Source organism: Henriciella sp., assembly GCF_029937755.1.
Lineage (GTDB): Bacteria > Pseudomonadota > Alphaproteobacteria > Caulobacterales > Hyphomonadaceae > Henriciella.
In genome coordinates this window covers 620,884-642,848 of record NZ_JAPYPG010000001.1, presented here as the reverse complement: position 1 = coordinate 642,848, position 21,965 = coordinate 620,884, and the positions used below count along the sequence as shown (strand labels likewise).

The following is a 21,965-nucleotide window of genomic DNA, read 5'->3' as shown; positions in this document are numbered from 1 at the left end:
TGTATCTATTGTCCCGCTGCGATCAATTTAAGGCGTAAATCCTCAAGAGTTTGTTCAAGCCGTGCCCGGCGGCGTGCATCGGCGAGCCATGTCTGGAAGACAGGCTTCACCGTTTCCGGCAGGGCCTCGACCGCGTCGACGGCGTTTGCAAGGGCGTCGCGCGCGAGCGCGGCTTCGGCGTCGGCCAGCCTTTCGGCGGTCTGGCTGTCGCCGGACGTGCGGCGGATACTGACGGTCTCACCGAACACGGTATTCACCCAGCCGAGGCCCGAGGACTCTTCGGTGTCGCGGGCGATAGCCGTCTTGCGCAGCTCCCGGAATTGCGCGCGCAGGCTTTCAACCGTCGGCACCTCGATGCGTGACAGGCTGGCAAGGGCCTGCACATCGCCATCCTCGGGGCGCGCTTCATTCAGTTGCCGGTATTGTTCTTCAAAGGTCTCGCCGCGATTGGCAGCGGCTTCGATGCCGGAAAGGGCCAGCGAGGCGCTGACGACGGAGGCCGAGGCGCGGCGCATGTCAGCGGCATCGGTGCGTACATCGTCGATCTCCGTGGCGAGGTCGCGCTGCGTGGCTTCGAGCGTCTGGAGTTCTGTGCTCAGGGTTTCGAGTTCGGTACGCAGGCTTACCAGCTGGGAATTGCTGGGGCCGTCATTCTGGTTGGCCTTTTCAAGGCCGCGTTCGATGGCCTCGATGCGGGCGGGGTCGATGCCGGCGCCCTGGTTTTCGGTGAGGCTGGTGACCTGCTCTTCGAGGCCGGTGAGGCGGGCGTCCAGACCGGCAGGCATGTCGCCACCGGTTTCGCCATCGCCCGGCGCGGTTTCGGCAGGCAGCTCCGCGATCTCGGTGTCGAGGCGGCCGATTTCACTGTCCACGCGGTCGATAAGCCCTTCGACTTGCGAAGAAAGTTCACCGACGCGCGTTTCCAGCGTGGCCTGCTGTTCGCGGACATCGCCGAACGCCGTTTCAGATGGCGTGGGCAGGTTTGACTGAACGAGAAGCCCGGACGACCAGACAGAAACAGCAAGCGCCCCAAGCGCGATCAGCGCCACAAAGGTCAGCGCGACCCAACCCGGGCCACCCCCTTTTTCGGCTTTTTTCCGCTTTTCCGCTTTCGTCTTGTCCTCGGGGGTCTCGGCCGGCTCATACTCGGCGTCGATCGGGACAGAATGGGTCGGACGGTCGCTCATGCTTTACCTCTTCAAGCTCCCCAGCCGCCTTCCATTATCATTGCCGCACGCTCAACCGTTCGCCAGCACCCCTTCGAGGCACGCCATGAGATGGTCCTCGTCCGGATGGCCTGCCGCATAAACGCCGCCCGTGGCGATTGTTTCCAAGGGTGCTGCGGCCTGCGATGAAATCGCGACAAACTCCGTTTTCGTAAGATTGAGGCCATTTGCAAGAGCAAGAAAGGCCTCTGCGCCTTTTCTCGAGTGGATGAGGACGATTGTACGGGTGCCGGACCGGATCGCGCCAAGCGCTTCTTCGTTGAGATTGCCAGCGCGGCGGGCCTCATAAAGCGGCAGAAAGGTGACCGTGAAGCCCGCCTCTTCCAGCGCTTTTTTCAGGTCGCCCTTGGCCGCAGCGTTGGCAATGTGAAGCAGGCTCCGGCTTTCAGCCGACCAGTGGTGAGCGATGTAATGGGCGAGATCATGCGCATTGCCGGAGGATTCATGAACGGGGCTGAACCCTTCCCGCAGCGCTTCCGAGGCGGTCGCCGGTCCCACACACCAGGCGGGCAGGGTACGGGCATCGCTCGCCTCGGCAAAGAACCGCACACCATTCGCGCTCGTAAAGACCAGGCCGCCAAAGCCTGACAAGTCGGGCACGGCCTCGGCGCGAGCCGCGAGCTCAAGGGCCGGCGACAGGAGCGGCGTTAGTCCCTTACCCTCCAACCGTTCGGCCGTCTGCGAACCGCCCGGTTCGGCGCGTGTGACGATGACCGACGGACGAGTCTCAGACATCGTCGAAGGCGGGCAGGTTGCCGCCTGCCGCCGCGCGGATCTGCTCGCCAGCCTGACGGCCGAGCGCCGCCATCTCCGCTTCACTCGCATCAATCTGCGCGACACCCTGATGCACCCAGCGGTGCGAACCGTCCGGCTTCAGCACTTCGCCGGAGAACTTCCACACGCCCTCTTCCTGCCAGGCATGCCCACCCATGGCGGTGCGGCAGGAGCCGTCCAGCTCGACCAGGAAAGCCCGCTCGGCCATGGCCGCCAGCCGTGTTTCGGCATGATTGAGCTGATGGATGAGGTCGAGAATATCCTGATCGAGATCGTCCGGGCGTGCCGCAATCGCGACAATGCCCTGGCCAGCCGCCGGGATCATTTCCTTGACCGGGACCGGCTCGGCGACATGCGCCATGTCGAGACGCTGAAGCCCAGCCATGGCGAGATAGGTCGCATCAGCCTGACCCTCGTCGAGCTTGCGCAGACGGGTCTGCACATTGCCGCGGAAGGTGACGATGTTGAGGTCGGGCCGCATGGCGAGCGTCTGGCTCTCCCGGCGCAGGCTGGCGGTGCCAACGGTTGCGTTCTTCGGCAGGTCCTTCGGGCTTTTCAGTCCGGCGCGGTTGATGAAGCCGTCGCGCGGGTCCTCGCGCAGGGGGTAAGCGAGCAGGGCCTGGCCGTCGGGCAGGGCGCCGGGAACGTCCTTGAGGCTGTGCACGCCGATATCGCAGCGTCCGTCATCGACGGCGGCATCGATCTCGCGGGTAAAGAGCCCCTTGCCGCCAGCATTGATCAGCCGCTCGGTCGTCAGCTTGTCGCCGCCGGTCGTGAAGGTGACGATCTCGCCAGTGACTTCGCCATTCGAGAGCCGTTCAAGGTCGGCAGCGACGTCGCGCGCCTGTACCAGCGCCAGCGGTGAGCCGCGCGTTCCGATCTTCAGGGTTAGCCGGGAAGCTGAGCCTGCCACCATGATGTCTCCTGACTGTCCAGATTTGGCCCTGCTAAAGTGTGACAAAGGTCCTGACAAGAGAGCGGGGGATGTCAGCGCTGGCACGCGATGTGCGGGCGCTTTCTTAACGAAACCCGGTCAGGATACGCCCATGCGCCCAATGATTGCTTCCCTTGCCCTGATGCTTGCTGCCTGTTCGGGAAGCGAGCCCTCTGCCAATGCCGACGAAATGCCAAAGGCGCCATCGCCGCCGGTCGAGCGCTGCATGAATCTCGGGGGCGGGCTGGAAGCGCCGAATGAAGGCGACTGGGGCTATACGGTGCGCAAGGAAGATCTGGTTCGCCTCAAGGAAGCCGGTTTCGATACGGTCCGCCTGCCGATCAAATGGAGTGCGCATGCCTCCGACAAGAAGCCCTACACGATCGACCCGGCTTTCATGGCGCGGATCAAGGAGATCACCGGTTGGGCTGACGAGATTGGCCTGCAGATCCTCATCGACGTCCATCACTATAGCGCTCTGATGAAGAAGCCGGATGCCCATCGCGCCCGGCTCGGAGCGATCTGGCGCCAGATTGCAGAGGCTTTCGAGGGGGCACCGGACACGGTCATCTTCGAGCTGATCAACGAACCGAATGACCGCATGACCGTGCGCAAGACCGATGCGATCAACCGTGAGCTGCTGGCCATTGTGCGGGAGAAGCACCCGGACCGCTGGGTCGTTGTCGGCAGTGCCGGCTGGGGTGGCCTCGACGCACTGCTCAAGAGCCGGCCGCCGGAAGATGACCGCATCATCCTGACCTTCCACTCTTATGAGCCCTACAATTTCACCCATCAGGGCGCGTCCTTTGCCGACGATCCGCCGCCGGTCGGCACACGTTGGGGCTCGAATGAGGATCGCGACCTGATGGCGCTGGGCGCCGACATGGCCGCGGAGTTTGCGCGCGATCAGGGCCGCCCGATCCTGCTTGGTGAGTTCGGCGTCTATGAAGATGTGCCGCTCGACCAGCGCGTTGCCTGGACGCGTGCGATGCGTGAGTTCGCCGAGGAGCGGAACATCGGCTGGTGCTACTGGGACTATGCGACGACCTTCAGGGCCTACAATCCCGAGCGCGAGACCTGGATCCGGTCGATGCTCTCGGCCCTGATCGAGGACTGACCGGACAGCCTTCCCTGAAGGCCCGGCAGCGCTTAGATGAGTGGCATGACACGCCTGACCATCCTCGGCATCGAAACCAGCTGCGACGAGACCGCTGCCGCCGTGCTGCGCCTTGAGGACGGCAAGGCAACCATCCTGTCGGAAATCGTGCGCAGCCAGGTGGAAGACCACGCGCCCTATGGCGGTGTCGTCCCTGAAATTGCCGCGCGTGCTCATGCCGATATCGCCGACCGGGTGGTGGCGACCGCGCTGGACGAAAGCGGCCTCAGCCTTGATGAGATCGACGGGATCGCCGCGACCTCCGGCCCCGGCCTGATCGGTGGCGTGATGGTCGGCATGATGACCGGCAAGGCCATGGCGCTTGCCAGCGGCAAACCCTTCATTCCGGTCAATCACCTTGAAGGCCATGCGCTCAGCCCCCGGCTGGCGGAGGATTGCCCGTTTCCATACCTCCTGCTGCTCGTCTCGGGCGGGCATTGCCAGTTCATCGAGGTGCGCGGCCTTGGCGACTATACGCGGCTCGGCACGACCATTGACGACGCTGCGGGGGAAGCCTTCGACAAGCTCGCCAAGCTTCTTCATCTCGGCTTTCCCGGCGGGCCGGCGGTCGAACGCACGGCGAAGTCGGGTGATCCCACGCGCTACAAGCTCCCGCGTCCCCTGCTCGACCGACCGGGTCTCGACATGAGTTTCGCAGGCCTGAAGACGGCGGCTGCGCGCATCATCGAGGCAGGCGAGCTTTCGGAGCAGGACACCGCCGACCTCTGTGCCAGCTATCAGGCCGCAATTGCCGACTGCCTGTCAGCGAGGGCGGACCGGGCCATGGCGGGTTTCGACGGCAAGCGTCTGGTCGTTGCCGGAGGGGTCGCCGCGAATGGGGCGATCCGCACGGCGCTCAACGATGTGGCTGCGAGTCATGGGGCAACCCTGATCGCCCCGCCGCTGCGCCATTGTACTGACAATGCGGCCATGATCGCCCTCGCCGGGGCCGAACGCCTGGCGGCTGGTGCGGTGCCGGATAATGCCATGGCATTCGCCGCCCGTCCCCGCTGGCCGCTGGATGAGGCCCGCGCGCTTGCCGATCCCGCCTATGGCGGCGGCAAACGCGGCGCGAAGGCCTAGGGGGCGAGAACCCTCAGCAGGCGCTGCGCCTGTTCCTGCGAGAACCCGTCTTTCAGCGGCGCACGCATGATCAGCAGATTGTGCCAGACCGGCGCGATCAGCAGACTGACCGCTTCATCGAGATCATAGTCACGGCGAATGTGCTTCTTGGCTGCCAGTTCAGCGAGGATCAGGCGCAGCGGCGCGCGGACATTCGACTTCAGCCAGTTGCGCCAGGCATCGCTGGCATCCTTTTCGTCGGCCGCTGCCATCATGGCTCCGCGCAGGACCGCATGACCATTGCCGGTGCGCGTGGCGGTCTCGAACGGAAGCAGCAGGGCGGAGATCCGGTCCACAGGGTCAGTGCCGGGGGTCGATGCCGGCTGCAGCAGGGTGGTCGCGGCCTCGAGGCACATCGTGCCGGTTGCTGGCCACCAGCGATAAATCGTCTGCTTGGAGGCGTGAGCGCGACGGGCAATCGAATCGACGCTGAACTTTCGCCAGCCGCTGGCCGTGAGCTCTTCCCGGGTCGCATCGAGGATAGCCGCGCGCGACGCCTCGCTGCGACGCGGTCCCTGACGCCGGCGCGCCGTTTTCTTTTTTGTGGGCTTTTCTTCAGCGTCGGCCATGCGAGCTCTCCGTGAACCGGTTGAACACTGGCAGTCTTCACGCCTTATCTTTGCAAATTCGTTGACGGAAGTGAACGAGTCGTCTCACTCCCGGTTGCAGAAACCTGTGGGCCTGATTATTGCCTGCGCAGGTTTGCCACCATGGAGTGATGAATGCGTACGCCAGAGGAACTCAAAAACGGCTATCGCGCCTTCCGGCGCGGCGTCTACAAGCACCAGGCCAGCCTCTATGAAGAGCTCGGCCGGGGGCAGGATCCCGACATCATGATCATCGCCTGCGCCGACAGCCGGGCAGAGCCGGCCGACATCTTCAATGCCGCGCCGGGCCAGCTGTTCGTGGTGCGCAATGTGGCTAATCTCGTCCCGCCTTATGATCAGGGGGGTGGCCTGCACGGCGTCAGCGCGGCGCTGGAATTTGCCGTAACGGCGCTCAAGGTGAAACATATCCTGATCATGGGCCATGGTGGCTGTGGTGGTGTGAATGCCTCGCTCTCGGCTGCCGATGACAAGCCGGTCGGCCATTTCATCGCGCCATGGGTGAGTCTGCTGGATCAGGCACGCAAGGATGTGCTGTCGCGCGATCCGGAAGATCCGCAGCGCGCGCTGGAATTTGCCGGCATCGACACCTCGCTGAAGAACCTGATGAGCTTCCCCTTTGTCGAGGAGCGGGTGAAGTCCGGCGATCTCGAACTGCATGGCGCCTGGTTCGCCATCGCCGAAGGCGAGCTGCACTGGCGCGATTCCGGGACGGGTGAGTTTTCCGTCGTCGAAGCTTAGAGGGCTGGCCCTAGCGGCTTGTCGCCCAGACCGCGAAGGCGGCTGAACTGAACATCAGGAAGGCCGCGCCGCGATTGAACCATTTTGCAAAAGACGGGGTGGCAAAGTTCCGCGCCATCCGGTCTGCGGCCGCGGCATAGATGGCGAGGCCGAACATTTCGGTCACAGTGATCGTGGCAATCGCGATGGCGACCTGCAGGGTCAGCGGACGGCTGGCATCGAAATAGCCGGGCAGGAGCGCACCGAAAAAGACCAGCGCGTTCGGATTAGCCAGCTGCAGGCCGAGCCCCTTGCCGAACAGGGCCGCGCGCTTGGGCATGGCCTCACGCGCGAGCCGCAGGTCCCGCGGTTCGGCGCGGATAAGGTTGAAAGCCAGCCACGCAATGAAGCAGAGGCCGACGAGCTTCAGCACAAGGAAGCCGGCCGGGAACTGCTTGGCAATCGCCGCCGCTCCGCCCGCCGCCAGCGAGATCCAGACAAGGTTCGCCGTCGAGACACCGATCGCCGGCAGCATGGCCGGGCGAAAGCCGTAGCGAAGCGAAGACGACAGGACGAGCATGACTGCAGGCCCGGGTGTCAGCCCGCCCGCGAGAAACAGGCCGATCATCGCCAGCCAGACGCTGAACTCCATGCTGCCTGGTCCTTGTCAGTCTTATTCGGTGGCCTGGTAACGCTCCAGCGAGGCGGTGATCAGCTCACGCGCCTTCTCGACGCCTTCCCAGCCCTGGATCTTCACCCATTTGTTGGGTTCGAGATCCTTATAGTGGGCAAAGAAGTGCTCGATCCGGTCGCACAGCGTTTCCGGCAGGTCGGTATAATTGTGGATCTTCTCATAGTAGCGCGTCAGCTTCTGGTGCGGCACGGCGAGGATCTTCTCGTCTTCGCCGCCATCGTCTTCCATGAGAAGCACACCGATCGGGCGGGCCCGCACGACAGCCCCTGGCACCAGCGCACGCTGGCCGACGACCATCACGTCGATCGGATCGCCATCGAGGCTCAACGTGTGGGGCACGAAGCCGTAATTGCAGGGATAGCGCATGGAGGTGTAGAGATAGCGGTCGACGAACATGGCGCCGGACTCCTTGTCGATCTCGTATTTGATCGGCTCACCGCCAAGCGGCACTTCGATCAGCACGTTCATGTCGTCGGGGAGGTTTTGTCCCGATGGGATCTTGGAGAGTTCCATGGCAGGTCCTGTCTAGAAGCATGCGCCGGACATGTCCGGCAGTAAACGGCGCTGCAGTGCACAAGACGGGCCAGACCGTCAAGGGAGAGAGTGCGCGAGGCGATTGGATTTCGCGATGATCTGGGCGTAAGAACAGCAATAGAGGAAGAGGGATGAGTTTCGTGGCATACAGATTTCTTTGCGTCGCCCTGATCACGGGTATTCTTATTTTTCCGGCCCTGGCGCAGGAACAGGGGCTGAGAAATGCCGCGAAGGGCACCGTGGCCTGTCTTGAAGTAGAGGGTGCCGACCAGCGGCTTGCATGCTTTGAAGAGGCTGCAAGTAAGTTATCGGGTGCCCTGAGCGCCGAGATGGAGGCCCCCGCGGCGTCTGCCCGGGGTGCGTCTTCCTCGCAACCAGATACTCCCGTTGCCTCAGCGCCAGCTGCCGGCGAGGGCAATCAGCCCTCCTGGGCCCGTGCACCTCAGCCTCAAGACGACGAAACTGTTGCCGAAGAGATCAGTATTTCCGTGGTCCGAATTCTCCGGAACAATGTCGGCCGACACTTCTTCATCACGGAGGATGGCCAGGAGTGGGAACAGACCATCACTCAGCGGGTCAAACCGCCAAAGACCCTGCCTGCTGAGGCAACGATCGAAAGAACCTTGTTCGGAAGCCTGCTCCTGACGTTCGACGATGGTCCGACAGGCGCATACAAGGTTCGCCGCACGAAATAGCGCCTAGCGTTTCAGGCCGAAATTGAAGCTGACTGAGATGCGGGCCTCTTCGGTCCGGCTGGGCATGACCTCGTGGCGCAGCCAGCTTTCCCACATCAGCACATCGCCGGCCTTCGGCGCGACATAGACGAAGCGGCGGGCCTCTTCCGGCGCGGCATCGGTTTCCGCGGGCGCGGCCATCATCAGGCCGAGGCGCGGATCCTCGAAGCGGATATCCCCGGCACCGTCAGGCATCGTGATGTAGACTGTGCCGGAAATAATGCTGCCGGGATGGATGTGGCCGGAATGGTGCCCGGCCTCGCCAAGGATGTTCACCCAGAGTGCATCAAGGCTCAGCTGGTCACGGTCCATGTCCCAGTGCAGGGCTTGCGCGAACGTCCAGGCATGCTCTTCCAGCTTTGCGGCGAGGGCTTCGAAAATGCTTGCGCGTGACGGCAGATCGTCCAGCGAGGCATAGGAGGTGTAGCCGGGATAACCCTTCTCTTCACACCAGGCATGCCCGGCCTGATCGCCGTCTTCCAGCATCCAGCAGGCGTCTTCCAGCTCTTCAAGCCAGCCGCTCTCAGGCAGGCGCTCCTGATAAAGCCGTGTGGGGAAGAGAGTGCGGATCGTCATGACCGCGCTTCTATGGCCTTCAAGCCGGTCCGTGAAGGTGTGATCCAGCGGCGGCTGCCAAAATCGAGCCGCCGCTGGAAAACGTCCTATTCGTCAGCAGGCTCGTCGTCTGCCGGATCGGCTTCTTCACTCTCATTCGAGGTGTCCGGTTTCACGAATTTCAGCGTCATCCGGTCGGACTCACCGATTTCAAGGTAACGCTCGGGATCGAAGCCTTCGGGCGTATTGCCGTCCCGGTCTTCCGTGCGGGCCACGGGCGGCAGCGTCCAGACACCGAAAGGATGGTCTGCCGTGTCGGCCGGATTGGCATTGACCTCGGAAGACGCCTCGAACTCGAAACCGGCCGCTTCGGCAAGGCCCTTCACATAGTCCTGATGGACATAGCCGGACGGCGCGGACGGATCCTGCTCCTGTGAGGAGGGCAGGCGGTGTTCGACAACGCCCAGCACGCCACCGGGTTTCAGGACGCGATAGGCTTCCTCGAAGAACTTGTCGGCATGTCCGCCAGACATCCAGTTGTGGATATTGCGGAAGGTGAGGACGGCATCGGCGCTCTCCGGCTCACCCATGGGCTCGGCCTCGGCGTCATAGACGGTGTACTCGATCTGGCCGAACGTGCCGGGATTGGCGGCGTAATTGGTCTTGTAATCTTCGATGATTTCGGCGGCGCGTTCGGAGCGGTCCGGGCTGAAGGTCGCCGCGATGAGCTGGCCGCCATTCTGGTGCAGCCACGGGGCGAGGATATTTGTGTACCAGCCACCGCCGGGCCACAGCTCGATCACCGTGTCATCCCCCTCAATGCCGAGGAAGGCCAGGGTTTCGACCGGATGGCGATACGGGTCGCGCGCCCGTTCCTCGTCGGTGCGCCAGCTGCCCTGCACGGCATCCTCGACTGTGTAGCCCGCCTCTTCAGGTGAGACGGTTTCGAGGCCGTCATCGGAGGCGTTCGTCTCCTCGGCGGGTGGCGGTGGGGCCGATGTGGTGTCGTCGAGGTCCGCCTCATTCCCGCACGCGGCAAGCGCCAGTGCAGCGAGACTGATACCAATTATACGTTTCATCCTAAGTCCTCCGGGTTCTTGAACAGCAGGCAACGTTACCCAAATACATCATGTCCGGGCGCTGCCAAGCGGGTCCGGACCGGCAATCTGCCGGCGCCGATGAACGGGCCGGAGCGACAGACGAGCCGCAAATGCCAGAATGTCCGGCCCTCATGCCGGGCGCAGTTGCTTAGAGAGGACTGTATCATGAGCACGATTGACCTCACCCCCCTGTACCGCACGATGGTCGGCTTTGACCGTATGGCGAGCCTGATCGATTCCGCAAGCCGTCTGGACGGTACGCAGGGCTATCCCCCTTACAATATCGAGCGTGTGGCCGATGACGCCTTCGCCATAGAGATTGCTGTCGCCGGCTTTGCCGAGGAAGACCTCGAGATCGAGACCAATGACAACCTTCTGACGGTTGCCGGCAAAAAGTCACAGGGCGAAGACGGTGAGGAACGCCAATACCTTCATCGCGGCATTGCCGAGCGCGGATTCCTCCGCCGCTTCCAGCTGGCCGATCACGTGATCGTGACCGGCGCGAGCCTGAAAAATGGCCTGCTGCGGGTCGAACTGGTTCGCGAGCTTCCTGAAGCGAAGAAGCCCCGCAAGATCGAAATTGGTGAGAAAACCGGCACCAAGAGCAAGCCGAAGCTCATCGATGGCGACAAGAAGGAAGCCTCCGCCGCCTGAAGCGCGCGTGATGCTTTTCCCTGACAGGAAACGAGCCCCGGGCCTTATGGTCCGGGGCTTTTCTTTCGGGGCTATTTATCGAAGAAGGACTTCGCGTCGGCCTCATCGAGGAAGCCCGTCAGCGCTTCATTGTCATTGAGGCGGCGAACGGCCTTCTGGACAGATTTGAACGAGGTGGCGGCATAGTGCTGCGTGACCTGTTCGAAGGCCTTTTTCTCGATCTTGACGGAGGTGCGATCCTGCTTGTCCTGGGTCGCCTGCAGATTGGCGGCTGCCCAGGGCAGGTAGGTCACAGCAATTTCGTCCTTGAAGAGCGGAAGCAGCGTCTCTTTCAGCTCGTCCAGCGGCTTGAAGGGCGCGCCGGCCTTTGGCGCATCCATGAATTCGCACCAGGCGGTGACGAACGGCGCGTTGTCGCGCAGCCATGCGCCCGGCGTATCGTCGGCGAGCATCTGGGCGTACTGGCCGGCAAGCGCGAAGTCGGCCACCGAGGGACGCCCGCCGAAGATGAAGAGATTGTTCTCGAGGTGCGTGTTGAGCAGAGCGGTGAAGCGTTCAAACGAAGTCTTCAGCGTCTTCTCGTTCTTCTTCTCGACGCCGACCAGCGGGAGACGGTCGCGCATGCGTTTGACGATCTGGTCGCGCGTCTTCTTCTTGGCGCGCGGCAGCTTGCCGTCGAAAAGCTGCTCCATGGTGCGGTCGGCCGCGGCTTCGCGGTCGGGCTTCTGGCCCCAGCGCTGCAGGAACATCACCTTGTTCAGCCACTCGTCGGCATAGTCCTCGAGGATCAGCGCCAGCACGGCGCAGGCTGGATCGTCCGGGACAGAGGAGGGCTCTGAATGGTCGCTCTCCACGCAGGAGAGAATGTCAGTGGAATCCTGGTTGGGTGCCCGGTTCGGCGAAACGAGAAGCGGGACCGTCGGCACTTTTGCGTGCGACTGGAACTCTTCCTCGGTCGCCTGAGACCGGCCGATCCAGTCGAACTCCACGCCCTTATACGTCAGAAAGGAACGTACTTTCAGGGAGTAAGGTGAGGTTTCGGCGCCGAACAAGCGGTAAGCGGTCATGTCGGTGTCCTTATCAGGCTGAAGCGGGGTCTTAGGCGAAGCTGCTTTTGCTGCCAAGACGTGTTTGACGGTTACACGCTGCTGCCATACTCAACGGGGGTTGCAAATCAGAGGTATCCGTTTTGAGTGAACCGCGGCGTTTTCTCGCCTATTGCGACAAGCTGTTCACCCCCTCGGAGAGCTTTATTCCGCGGGGCTATTCGGCCTTTTCCAGGCTGAAGCCCGTCTATATCGGCCATGAGCTGAGAGGCCCGGTGCCAGAGGGTGCGGAGGTTATCGAACTGGGGCCGTTGCACGGGCCTGGCGGCGAATCGGCCTTCAAGCAGCTTGGTACCGTCTCGGCCAAACTCGAACAGGCGCTGAAAGCCGTCGACCCGGTTGCCATCCATGCGAGCTTCGGAAAGTCGGGCGCCTATGCCCTGCCGATTGCGCGCAAGCTGAACCTGCCGCTGGCGGTGACCTATTATGGCGGTGACGCGACCAAGACGACCAACACCAAGGACAGCTTCATCCGCGTCTATAACCGGCGTCGGGGAAAGCTGTGGTCGGAAGCCGAACTGATCCTGCCCTGTTCGGACTTCATCCGCCGCGAGTTGCTCGCCAAGGGTGCGCCGGAAGAGAAGATGGTCGTCCATCACAACACCGCCGACCCTGACCGCTTCCAGCCGGGCGAGAAGAAGAACCTGCTCGTCTTTGCCGGGCGCTGGACGGAAAAGAAGGGGATCGACACGCTGATCGCCGCGCTCTCGCGCCTCGGCGAAGAGCTGGAAGGCTGGACGATCCGCCTGATCGGTGATGGCGACCTCAAGGAAGGCCTGGTGAAGGATCTCGAAGCCGCAGGCGTAAAGGCCGAGCTGCCGGGCTGGGTCGATGCCGATGACATGCCGAAGCACTGGGCCGAAGCGCGCATTGCTGTCGTACCGTCCAAACGGGCAAAGTCGGGCGATGCCGAGGGGCTGCCGCTTGTCTGCATCGAGGCGATGCTGTCTGGCTGTGCGCTGGCGGCAACCCGCCATGCCGGCATCACTGAATGCGTCAAGGATGGCGAGACGGGCTATCTCGTGGACGAGGGCGACGAGGCGACGCTGGCCGACCGGCTGGCGCGCATGCTGACCGACAGTGAGCGCACCGCGCGCATGGGCGAGGCTGGCCGGGAATTCGCCATGGAGAGCTTCAACCTGCAGAAGCAGAGCAAGACGCTCGAAACCTATCTGATGGATCTGGCGAAAGACGCCGGGCGGCTTTAGGCGCCGGTTTCGTCTTCCGGTCTGCCGGAGCGGTCGGCCCATTTCTGCGCATCAGCGATTACGACCTCACCGCGCTCGAAGGAAACTTCCGGCACGTCTTCCAGTGTAAACGGCACATAGTAGCTCGGCTCACCCGTCGCAGCGGGCAGGATTTCGAGCAGGTCGCCCGCGCCGAAATCATGCACGGCTTTCACCGACCCGGCCGGGGTATGCGCGCTATCGACCGCGCTCAGGCCGACAAGGTCCTCGATATAAAACTCGTCGTCTTCAGGTGCGGGCAGTTGTGAGCGCGGCACGTGAAGAAGGGCCCCCTTGAGCGTGTCCCACTCTTCCTTCTGGCGGGGCTGTTTCGGCGTGACGATGAAGTGGTCCCTGGCGGGCCGGACGGCTTTCGCCTCAACAAGCGGCTTGCCGCTTTTCGAGAGCAGGGCGCCATAGTCGAACAGCGCATCGGCGTCCTCGGTAAAGCTCTTCACACGGACATCGCCGCGCACGCCATGCGCGCCGGAAATGACGCCCACGACGATAAGCCTGTCCTGAGGATCGTTTGCCTTGCTCATGCGGCGCTTCCTAGCGGTGCTCTCGCGCCACTGGAAGCCCCGTCATGCTGCTTGTCTACCAGCGGCCGCCATAATGGCGTCCCGCGGGACGGATCGAGGTGATGTTGTCGTTCAGCCGGTAGTAGCTGGTATTGTCGACAGAGCCGGTGATTACTTCGCATCGGCCCCGGAAATTCGGATCGATGCAGACTTCCCAGGTGCCGCCTTTCAAGGCAATCGAGGAAACCTTGTCATTGAACCGCAGCGGGTTGAGATGGGGGATCGCGCCGTCGACCGGTAGCGCCTTGCCGCGAAAGTTCGGATCGGCAAACAGGACAATGGGCGCATTGCCGCGATAGCCGCCGTCATACCGTCCGCCACGGCCGCCATAACGGGGTCCACGGTCCCGATGGTCGCCCCGGCCCCAGCGGTCCCGCCGGTCATAGCCACCCCGGTAGGAAACCGGGCGAATCGAGGTGATCTTGTCGTTCAGGCGGTAATCGTTGAGCTGACCTTCGCGGTAAGTGATGATCTCACAACGCCCGCGAAAATTCGGATCCACGCAGAATTCCCAGCTGCCGCCGGTGACTCGGATGGACGATGCCTTGTCATTGAACCGGTAGCGGTTGAGGTGAGTGATGGGCCCGGTCACACGCAGTGACTGTCCCCGAAAGTCGGGATGGGCATAGACGATGGCCGCTTCTCCGCCACCACGGTGATAGGCCTGCTGGGCTGCTGCCGGTGCGGTTAGCGCGGTGGTGAGGGCAAGCGAAAGGCCGAGTGTCTTCAGAGGGGTCATCACGGTCTGAAACTCCTGTGTTTTCTACCCCCTCCTTCTAGCAAAGCGACGCTGAACAGCGTGCAACCTGACCTTCATGAAAGGTCAGGCTGCCGCTTTCGGTTCCGGGATATTACGAAAGGGTCACTCCGTAGCGTCCATGATCGCGCGCATCCGGCTGATCCAGTCGAGCCAGGCCGTGCGGCCCAGATCGGTCAGGAAGACCCGTGTCTGCGGACGCTTTCCCACGAAACGCTTCTCCTGACGGACATAGCCGGCCTCTTCGAGCTTCTTCAGATGCGTCGAGAGGTTGCCGTCGGTTGCGCCCACCTTGTCGCGCAGCTCGCCGAAGATCGCCGGGTTGACGGAAGAGAGGTAGGCCATGACACCGAGCCGCAGGCGGCCATGAATGACATCGTCGATCTGGCTGTGGTCAAAGGGATTTTCGTCGCTCATGCGGGCCTCCCTCAAACAGTGGTGGAGGGTTCTTCACGCATCAGCATGATCCCGGGAATGAGGACGGTCACGGCAGCGGCAATGGCCGCAGCGAGGTAAAGTTCGACACGGTCGACGATCAGGGCGGTCAGGCCGACGCTGGCAATGGCGGCATAACCGGCGAAGATGAGGGCCGTGCTTTTGGCCATCAGTCCGCTGACCAGTTGCGAAATGCCGTAGACGCCGAGGACGAGCGGAATCGACCAGTTGAAGCCCATTGAGGCCTGCCCATCGAGGAAGGATTTGAGCGTGACACCGGTAAAGAAGGAGCCAAGGACAAAACCCGACGCCATCCAGACATTTGCCGAAACGCGGTTGCCGACAGATGAAGCGCCCGGCTTGTCAGCCGGAAAGATCCGCAGCAGTGCGAAATATCCGCCAAGGCCGAGGATGACGAAGCCCAGCCACATCAGGCCGAGATAGTCCACGGGCAGGCCGAACGTGCCGGTGGCAATGGTGTAGTGGCCGAGATAGGCGGCCGTGACGAGGCCACCCCACCAGACAAGGAACCGCCCGCCCAGCAAGGGGGCCGACATGCCGGATTCGGCGACTTCCCGGACATAGGCAAGATCATCGGAATAATTAGACGACATTTTGTTTCTCCAAATAACTTTGAAACACAAAGTAATTGGCTATTTGGAAATGTCAAGCGTCGTGGCCTGGCGCGCGCGGCGATCCAGGGTGTGGATGTATGGGGATGGGCCGGGTGGCCCGGTTCAGGCGGCCGCGGTGCTCAGATCGTTGCGGGCGACCTTGCGGGTAAAGGCGCCCCGCATCTCGCGGGAGGGCTCAAGGCCGTCGACCATGCCGGTGGCACTTTCGCCCTGGCCAAGGACCAGCACGCCGCCATCATTGAGCTGGCGGGCGAGGTTCAGCAGCACCTTGGCGCGAGCCGACTGCGCCATGCCGGAAATCACATTGCGGCAGAGAATGATATCGAACTCGCCAAGGCCCGAGGCATCATGGAGAAGATTGTGCGTTCGCACCGCGACGCGTTTTGCCAGGGTTTGCGACACTTGCCATTCGCCTGTCTCCAGCCGCGAGAAATGCCTGAGCAGCCGATGGATGGAGAGGCCCTTCTGGACATCGAAATGGTTGAACTTGCCAGCGCGCGCGGCATTTGTGGACTTCTCGGAAATATCGGTCGACAGGATCTCGACCGGATGGTCGCGAAGGTCCTCGGATTCTTCCAGCATGATGGCGAGCGAATAGGCTTCATGCCCGGCGGCCCCGCCCGCGCACCAGATGCGCAGCGGCTCCTCACCGGCGGACTCCGCCAGCATGGGCAGCAGGTGGCCGGCGATCCGCTCCAGCATTTCCTTGTCGCGGAAGAAGCTTGTCTGCTTGGACGTCAGGGCCGCAAGTGTCTCGGATTGCAATTTTGAATTCGGGCGCGCTTTCAGGCAGGCCATCAACTCGCCGACTTCGGAAAAGCCCTCACGCCGGAGGATCGGCGCGAGGCGTGCCTCGACCAGATAGGCGCGCGAATGCGGGATCAGCTGTCCTGAGCCTTGCAGCGCCAGGTCTGCGACCTCCTGAAAAACTGCTTCTTCCATATTCGGTCTTTCGCCAGACTCTTGAGTGCTAGAAGGCGTTAACAAATGACGCCTTCGGGTTAATAAATCGCTTTAGACAAGCCCGACTTCTGCGAACTTGCTCTGGATGATATCGGCATCGAACGGCTTCATGATGAACTCATTCGCCCCCGACCGCATCGCTTCGCCAATATGCTCGGCGTCATTCTCGGTGGAGCAGAAGACGACAACAGGCTCGGTGCCGCCCTGTTCACGGCGCAGCGCACGCAGGAAGTCGATCCCGTTCATGACCGGCATGTTCCAGTCGAGCAGGATGGCGTCGGGCATTTTCGCGCGGCAGGCTTCGAGGGCGTCCTTGCCGTCACCGGCCTCGACGATCTCGAACTGGAGGTCACGAATGATGCGCCCAGCGACCTTGCGGACGACGCGGGAGTCATCGACGATCAGACAGGATTTCATAGCCACACCCCGGGAACATCAGAAGTATAACCTCCCTGATGCCGCTAATCCAGTTAACGCCTCGTTTATCCCTCGGCGTTCAGTCCAGTTGCAAGCACAGCAATTTCGCTCTCGCGCTGCTCCACCTGCAGTTGGCCGCCGAGCCCTTCGGCGATAATTCTTGTGAATAGCGGCTGCACCGTGCGTGCCGACCAGCCATCCTGTGGTTCAGTTCCAGCGGCCGCGTCGCGCGTGTCGTCACGCAGTTTGTAGCGCTCGCCGGAGGCGGTGACGCTGACGCCGAGGCCATCCGTCTGGTTGCGGACTTTCACCTGGATCGTCCCGCCGCGCGGCAGGCAATCGACCGCCAGCATTACCATGTTCATGATCAGGCGCGCATGCGAGAAGCTGAGATGTTCAGTCTCGATGTCCCAGTGAAGCTCGGGCTTGTAATTGTGGCTGGAGACGAAGCGCTCGGTGATCGTCTTGGCGTCATGGATATCGGCGGCGCCTTTGGACAGGCCGACCGAGCCGAAGGCATAGCGCAGGAATTTCAGTTTCGAGGCGGCACTGTCGGCCCCGTCATGCAGGAGCTTTTCGGCCTGCATCCGCATTTCCGATTCCTGCGGCTCGTCCATGAAGTCGAGCGCATTGGTGATCGAGGAAACCGAGGAAACGAGGTCGTGGCAGATACGCGACGCGATATAGGCAGACAGGTGTGCCGGGTCGATCGTGGCTTGCATGGCTTGGCCCCTTTGGTACGGCGAAAATGCTAACCGATTCGCCCCGGAAATGCCTTGCCCTAAAGCGCGTGATTTGTCACCCGTCGAGGTCTTCCGGCCGGTCGAGATCATCATGCCCGCTGCGGGCGCTGTGGAAGAGTAGCCAGAAAAGGCCGATCGAAAGCAGCAGGCTGCCGACCGCGCCGAGCCCGTAGGCGATCCAGCCATGAAGGCTCATCGTCACGCCGAGATCCGCCCACATGACGGCAATGCCCGCGCCTGCGATGAGCAGGGCGGCGATGGCACCAATCGTGGTGAGCAGGGTGGTTCGGGTCATGAGGGCCTCGGGTCTACTTCTTCGACCAGCTGCCGCTTTCATCCATGACGTATTCGCCGGGCCCGGCCTGTGAGACCAGCTTTTCGCCGGTGACGCGGGCGACCTGTTCGGTCGTCGTGTTGGTCTGCTTGGCAAGGTCGTCATAGGCGGCCCGGCGCTTGTTGTTGATGTCCTTCACCCGGCGCATCAGCGAGGCATCGGCTCCGCCATCGACAATGCCGAGATAGCCATCGATCCGTTCGCCAACGACACCCTGGTCCTTGGCCGCTTCAATCTGCGGGTCACCGGCACTGGCCGGTGCGGAGAGGACAGCAGCGCCACCGGCAATGATGAGGGCAGCAGCGAGAATTCTGAAAATTGCGGTCATGGGAATGATCCTAGAACAGGTCTGGGTTGTCGGAGATCAGATCCTCGACTTCCTTGTCGAGTTTGACGCGGACTTCCTGGTCGATCTTGACGTTGAGATTGATCGTGATCGGTTCGCGCGGCGCTTCCAGCCGGACGGTCGGGGAACAGGCCGCGAGCATTGCGGCTGCGCTAAGGGCGAGAATGGGCGTTCTGATCACGTGTCTCATCTTTCTCATGGCAAAGCGCACACTAGCGCCGACCGGCTGAATGGTAATTGAACAGGAGTGGCCCTGTCTATTCACTGTCTTCAACACTTTCGTCCGAAGCGGTGTTCCCGCCGCGAACCTGTTCGGCCACAACGTCGGCCAGCCACTCGCTGCCCGTCATTCGTTTGCCGGTCTGGATCAGCTGCATCAGCTTTGAGTCGATGCCTATATTGAAAGCGAAGGGGGCGCCATCGAGAACTTTCGGCGACGTCCCGACCAGCTTCATCGTGATCATCATGTCGCCGCTGAGATTCCCGTCAGCTCCCATTTCGAGGACGGAGAAATGGAAGTCCTTGAGCGCGTTGAAAGCCATCTCGACCCGGTCATCTGCCTGGGATGCGGCATCGCCCGCTTCACCGGTATAGGCGATCGTGCCGCCTTTATCGTCTGCCTTGAGTGTCGCGCCGCGAATATAGGCGTTGGGTCCCTCGATCTCGACCGGGAACTCGCCTGAGACAGTGCCCCTGGCGTCGATATCCGGCAGGTTGAAGACATTGATCAGGCTGGAGAGCTCCAGCTCGTTGGCCTTCACCGAAATGACGTCCCGCGTGCCGGATATGGTCCAGCTGGAGCGGCCGACGACGAGTTCGCCGCCGGCAAACGGCCAGCGCGCACGCTCGATGATCGCCTCGGTCGCGCTATTGAGCTGGAAGACGACGACGCCATCCTGCAGCGGAATGCCAGGGCTGATCTGGCCGATCCGCACTTCCTGTCCGGGCGGTGTCGAAAGGGCGAGGATGTCGTCAAAATCGATCCGGCCATCGACATCCTGCACAGCGCCGAGCCGGAGCGTATCAAAACCGAAATCAGAGACCGATACCCAGCCCGTGCCTGACGGCGATCCGCCATCGATGTCAAAGCTCGCTTCCGCCTGCAATTCGCCGCGGGCATTGGACAGGAAGCCGCGCACGCGGTCGCTGAGTGCCGTCGGCTGGAAGCGGCCCGGTTCGAAGACGAGGTCTGCCGTCCTGACCTGGGCATGGCCATCGAGCGTGCCGAGGTCCAGCGTCAGCTCGGCATTGGCAATTGTCTGCCCGGCACGCGGCGTGGTCACGGGGCCGCGCAGTGTCATGATGCCTTCGGAGAAGTCCGCTGTGAGATCCCCGGTCAGCGGTTCATAGAGCGGGTCCTCGCCAGGGTCGCGCATCTCGACCCGGGTCGCGGTGGCGGAGCCTTCAAGGCCGGCGGCGGCAAGACGCGAGTCGAAGCTGGCGCTCTCAAGGCTGACAGCGGCCGGCAGGACGCTGCCCGAAAATTCCGTATAGCCGACATCGGCGGTCAGGTTTGCCGGCTGGCCACTCCGGATGCCAAGTGTGGGCGTCGTGGCCGCGATGGTCAGGGTCTCGCCGCCGATCTCCAGCGGCAGCTGCATGGCGCCCGCCTTGATGGTAAGCGCGGCCCGCTGGCCGGCCTGCCAGTCGAGCAGAGCGGACTCCAGACCCAGGGTGCCGCTCGTGCTGTTCGAGGTGAACGGGACGGAGACACTGCCGAGGTCGAAGCGGCCCGAGGCCACACCGTTTGACTGGCGCACAACCCGCCCATCAATGGGGCAAAGCTGGAAGGAGGTGTCGCCGATCCCGAAGCCGCCACTCAGCAGCACGCCGCCCGTGTCGAGCCCGATACATCTCGTCTTGTAGGTCTGCACGCGCACGCCGGAGCGGTCGAACACCGCATCGACACCGCCAAACAGGCGGGTATCGGTAAAGCCCATGCTGTAGAGCCGGCCGTCGATATTCACCTCGCCGACCGTCCTCAGACGCGGCGAGTCGCCGGCAGTGGTCAGGCTGATCTCGTTGAGGTCGGCAGCCAGTGTAATTCCGTTGGCGGTCCATGGCTTCAGCGAGACCCCGCCCGTTTCGATCTCCACCGGCTGACCGCCGCCAAAGCTGGCCCGGCGGAGGAGGGCCGTCAGGCGCGGCGCATTACCACCAGCCAGGTCGAGAAGACCGCGCAGCTCGACATGGCCGGGCGACAGGTTGATCGCTGGATGGGTATCCTGCGGTGCGATGGTGAGGGCGGCGCCCTGTGGGGTTTTCGCCGACACCGTGCCGTCAGAAACAAGTGACCAGTCATCGCCGCCCCGCCAGCGCGCTTCGAGCCCGCTGCCCAGGCTGAAATCGGAGAGGGCGCGGCGCAGCCAGGCCTGAAGCGCGTCAGAATGCGCGGTAACCGGCGGGCCGAGCGAGACCGCAGAGGTCATCGTCTCTTTCAGCGTGTCGCCGAGTTCTGCCCCTTCGAGGACAAGCTTGCCGCGGGCGTTCAGGGATGAAGCCCGGTTATCGGTTGTCGCTGTGCCCGAAACGGTCACACGGTTTGCGCTCAGGCGGGCTTCACGAAGCGCCTCGCTGCGCAATGCGAACTCGGCTTCAAGCGTGTCCTTGCCGTCTCGTGTGACGTCCAGCGTCAGGTTTGAGGGGCCTGTGGTGGCGAATGGCGCGTCAAAGGCACTGACAGTGGCCGAGAGCGTTGCCTTGGTAATGGCCGCCAGCACCCCATTCTCCTGCGGGTCACTGTCAAGCTGCGGCTTCAGCATGCCGGAAGCGTCCGCCTGCTCGACGCTGATGTCGCGGTAATTCAGTCGATTGATGGTCGCCTGCCACTCGACCTGTGGCTGCAGCGTTTCGGCCATATTGAGCGAGAGGCTGACATCGCGCGCCGAAAGACCGTCGAATTCGGCTTCTGCGAGCTCGAAATCAGCATGGCCGTCGAGCTTTATGCCGACATAGTCGAGATCGACCTCGCCTCTGCGGATGACCAGGCGATTGCCTTCGGAGCTAAGCTCTACCGGCTCGATTTTGGCCTGCAGGCGACCCTGATAGGGCAGCTTTCCGGAGAAGCTGCCATTCAGCCTTACCGGGCCGGCCGGGGTGTCGAGTTCGATTGTGGCGCCATCAATGCTGACGTCGGGAAGGTCTGTCGATCCGCCGCCGCCCGACGGGATAAGCGCTTCCAGACCGCCAAATTCCGCAGGCATCTCGCCTTCAGGCGTGTAGCGTCCGCGCAGCGTTGGCTGAAGGACATCGACCCGCGTGACCACGGGCGTGAAGAGGCCGTTCCATGTCAGGTCGATGCGGGCGCGGGCGGCTTCGAGCGGGACATTGCCGCCGGTGGCCGACATTCTGAGGTTACGGACTTCCAGTCCCGACAGGTCGAGGGCGGTTACATCCAGCCGGCATTCGAAGTCGTTGGCGTTGCACCATGACCGGGTCGCCCATCCGGCCAGCGGCATGCGAAACACCCAGGCAAGGCCGACCGCAAGCAGGCAAATACCTAGAAGTGTACCGGCTCCAACCAGCCATGGACGTATCCGGGATCGGCGTGCCGCCATGCCCTAACCTGCCTGATATTTAATGATTGTTGCTGCTCTAAGAGGCATCTGCCCACT

General features: G+C 62.7%; 26 protein-coding genes. 6 read left to right on the top strand and 20 right to left on the bottom strand.

What is annotated here, in order from left to right; all coding sequences use genetic code 11:
• Nucleotides 1–5 precede the first annotated feature (5 nt).
• Genes Q1K29_RS03155 through hemC form a run of 3 tightly spaced genes read right to left on the bottom strand, consistent with a single transcriptional unit; the run spans nt 6 to nt 2,916 of the window.
• A complete protein-coding gene (locus tag Q1K29_RS03155; RefSeq protein WP_300391496.1) occupies nt 6–1,187 on the bottom strand; it encodes a hypothetical protein in 1,182 nt (393 codons plus the stop codon).
• Between the two features lie 51 nt (nt 1,188–1,238).
• Nucleotides 1,239–1,961, bottom strand: a complete 723-nt coding sequence (locus Q1K29_RS03150; protein ID WP_300391494.1) for a uroporphyrinogen-III synthase — start codon at nt 1,959–1,961, stop codon at nt 1,239–1,241.
• Nucleotides 1,954–2,916, bottom strand: a complete 963-nt coding sequence (gene hemC / locus Q1K29_RS03145) for a hydroxymethylbilane synthase (RefSeq protein WP_300391492.1) — start codon at nt 2,914–2,916, stop codon at nt 1,954–1,956. The genes Q1K29_RS03150 and hemC overlap by 8 nt, the downstream gene beginning before the upstream one ends.
• A gap of 130 nt (nt 2,917–3,046) precedes the next feature.
• Here hemC and Q1K29_RS03140 point away from each other — a divergent pair, with 130 nt between their 5' ends.
• The gene (locus Q1K29_RS03140; protein WP_300391490.1) at nt 3,047–4,051 is read left to right on the top strand and encodes a glycoside hydrolase family 5 protein; all 1,005 of its coding nucleotides are present in this window, start codon (nt 3,047–3,049) and stop codon (nt 4,049–4,051) included.
• 36 nt (nt 4,052–4,087) lie between these two features.
• A complete protein-coding gene (tsaD, locus tag Q1K29_RS03135) occupies nt 4,088–5,173 on the top strand; it encodes a tRNA (adenosine(37)-N6)-threonylcarbamoyltransferase complex transferase subunit TsaD (protein ID WP_300391488.1) in 1,086 nt (361 codons plus the stop codon).
• Here the strand turns inward: tsaD and Q1K29_RS03130 are convergent.
• Nucleotides 5,170–5,781 (bottom strand): TetR/AcrR family transcriptional regulator, encoded by a 612-nt coding sequence (locus Q1K29_RS03130; protein ID WP_300391486.1) that lies wholly within the window; start codon nt 5,779–5,781, stop codon nt 5,170–5,172. The two genes, tsaD and Q1K29_RS03130, sit on opposite strands and share 4 nt — an antisense overlap.
• 153 nt (nt 5,782–5,934) lie before the next feature.
• Here Q1K29_RS03130 and Q1K29_RS03125 point away from each other — a divergent pair, with 153 nt between their 5' ends.
• Entirely contained in the window at nt 5,935–6,558 is a 624-nt protein-coding gene (locus Q1K29_RS03125) for a carbonic anhydrase (protein ID WP_300391484.1), read from the top strand.
• Nucleotides 6,559–6,568: 10 nt separating this feature from the next.
• Here the strand turns inward: Q1K29_RS03125 and Q1K29_RS03120 are convergent, their stop codons facing one another.
• Nucleotides 6,569–7,189 (bottom strand): LysE family translocator, encoded by a 621-nt coding sequence (locus Q1K29_RS03120; RefSeq protein ID WP_300391482.1) that lies wholly within the window; start codon nt 7,187–7,189, stop codon nt 6,569–6,571.
• Nucleotides 7,190–7,210: 21 nt separating this feature from the next.
• Nucleotides 7,211–7,744, bottom strand: a complete 534-nt coding sequence (gene ppa / locus Q1K29_RS03115; RefSeq protein ID WP_300391480.1) for an inorganic diphosphatase — start codon at nt 7,742–7,744, stop codon at nt 7,211–7,213.
• Between the two features lie 161 nt (nt 7,745–7,905).
• Here ppa and Q1K29_RS03110 point away from each other — a divergent pair, with 161 nt between their 5' ends.
• Nucleotides 7,906–8,460, top strand: coding sequence for a hypothetical protein (locus Q1K29_RS03110; RefSeq protein ID WP_300391478.1), 555 nt, complete (start codon nt 7,906–7,908; stop codon nt 8,458–8,460).
• A 3-nt stretch (nt 8,461–8,463) separates the two neighbouring features.
• Here the strand turns inward: Q1K29_RS03110 and Q1K29_RS03105 are convergent, their stop codons facing one another.
• Together Q1K29_RS03105 and Q1K29_RS03100 are read right to left on the bottom strand one after the other, a co-directional pair.
• Nucleotides 8,464–9,075 carry a TIGR02466 family protein gene (locus Q1K29_RS03105; RefSeq protein ID WP_300391476.1) on the bottom strand — a complete coding sequence of 204 codons (612 nt, stop codon included), beginning with the start codon at nt 9,073–9,075 and terminating at the stop codon, nt 8,464–8,466.
• 86 nt (nt 9,076–9,161) lie between these two features.
• Entirely contained in the window at nt 9,162–10,133 is a 972-nt protein-coding gene (locus Q1K29_RS03100; RefSeq protein ID WP_300391474.1) for a methyltransferase domain-containing protein, read from the bottom strand.
• Nucleotides 10,134–10,319: 186 nt separating this feature from the next.
• Here Q1K29_RS03100 and Q1K29_RS03095 point away from each other — a divergent pair, with 186 nt between their 5' ends.
• On the top strand, nt 10,320–10,808 hold the full coding sequence (locus tag Q1K29_RS03095; RefSeq protein ID WP_300391472.1) for an Hsp20 family protein: 489 nt from the start codon (nt 10,320–10,322) through the stop codon (nt 10,806–10,808).
• Between the two features lie 71 nt (nt 10,809–10,879).
• On the opposite strand, the gene Q1K29_RS03090 is transcribed toward Q1K29_RS03095, so the two are convergent.
• Entirely contained in the window at nt 10,880–11,875 is a 996-nt protein-coding gene (locus tag Q1K29_RS03090) for a glutathione S-transferase family protein (RefSeq protein WP_300391470.1), read from the bottom strand.
• Between the two features lie 122 nt (nt 11,876–11,997).
• Here Q1K29_RS03090 and Q1K29_RS03085 point away from each other — a divergent pair, with 122 nt between their 5' ends.
• Nucleotides 11,998–13,122, top strand: a complete 1,125-nt coding sequence (locus Q1K29_RS03085) for a glycosyltransferase (protein ID WP_300391468.1) — start codon at nt 11,998–12,000, stop codon at nt 13,120–13,122.
• On the opposite strand, the gene rimM is transcribed toward Q1K29_RS03085, so the two are convergent.
• From rimM to Q1K29_RS03030, 11 genes are all read right to left on the bottom strand, one after another.
• Nucleotides 13,119–13,682 carry a ribosome maturation factor RimM gene (gene rimM / locus Q1K29_RS03080; RefSeq protein ID WP_300391466.1) on the bottom strand — a complete coding sequence of 188 codons (564 nt, stop codon included), beginning with the start codon at nt 13,680–13,682 and terminating at the stop codon, nt 13,119–13,121. The two genes, Q1K29_RS03085 and rimM, sit on opposite strands and share 4 nt — an antisense overlap.
• A gap of 55 nt (nt 13,683–13,737) precedes the next feature.
• A complete protein-coding gene (locus Q1K29_RS03075) occupies nt 13,738–14,460 on the bottom strand; it encodes a beta/gamma crystallin-related protein (protein ID WP_300391464.1) in 723 nt (240 codons plus the stop codon).
• 123 nt (nt 14,461–14,583) lie between these two features.
• On the bottom strand, nt 14,584–14,895 hold the full coding sequence (locus tag Q1K29_RS03070; RefSeq protein ID WP_300391462.1) for a transcriptional regulator: 312 nt from the start codon (nt 14,893–14,895) through the stop codon (nt 14,584–14,586).
• An 11-nt stretch (nt 14,896–14,906) separates the two neighbouring features.
• Complete coding sequence (locus tag Q1K29_RS03065) at nt 14,907–15,527, bottom strand: hypothetical protein (protein WP_300391460.1); 621 nt, start codon at nt 15,525–15,527, stop codon at nt 14,907–14,909.
• A gap of 123 nt (nt 15,528–15,650) precedes the next feature.
• The gene (locus tag Q1K29_RS03060) at nt 15,651–16,490 is read right to left on the bottom strand and encodes a protein-glutamate O-methyltransferase CheR (RefSeq protein WP_300391458.1); all 840 of its coding nucleotides are present in this window, start codon (nt 16,488–16,490) and stop codon (nt 15,651–15,653) included.
• 72 nt (nt 16,491–16,562) lie between these two features.
• Entirely contained in the window at nt 16,563–16,928 is a 366-nt protein-coding gene (locus Q1K29_RS03055; RefSeq protein ID WP_300391456.1) for a response regulator, read from the bottom strand.
• A 65-nt stretch (nt 16,929–16,993) separates the two neighbouring features.
• Nucleotides 16,994–17,650, bottom strand: coding sequence for a histidine phosphotransferase family protein (locus tag Q1K29_RS03050; RefSeq protein WP_300391454.1), 657 nt, complete (start codon nt 17,648–17,650; stop codon nt 16,994–16,996).
• Between the two features lie 76 nt (nt 17,651–17,726).
• On the bottom strand, nt 17,727–17,966 hold the full coding sequence (locus Q1K29_RS03045; RefSeq protein ID WP_300391452.1) for a hypothetical protein: 240 nt from the start codon (nt 17,964–17,966) through the stop codon (nt 17,727–17,729).
• A 13-nt stretch (nt 17,967–17,979) separates the two neighbouring features.
• A complete protein-coding gene (locus tag Q1K29_RS03040; protein ID WP_300391450.1) occupies nt 17,980–18,333 on the bottom strand; it encodes a YdbL family protein in 354 nt (117 codons plus the stop codon).
• A 10-nt stretch (nt 18,334–18,343) separates the two neighbouring features.
• The gene (locus Q1K29_RS03035) at nt 18,344–18,541 is read right to left on the bottom strand and encodes a YnbE family lipoprotein (RefSeq protein WP_300391448.1); all 198 of its coding nucleotides are present in this window, start codon (nt 18,539–18,541) and stop codon (nt 18,344–18,346) included.
• Between the two features lie 67 nt (nt 18,542–18,608).
• Complete coding sequence (locus tag Q1K29_RS03030; protein WP_300391446.1) at nt 18,609–21,908, bottom strand: YdbH domain-containing protein; 3,300 nt, start codon at nt 21,906–21,908, stop codon at nt 18,609–18,611.
• Nucleotides 21,909–21,965: the final 57 nt, after the last annotated feature.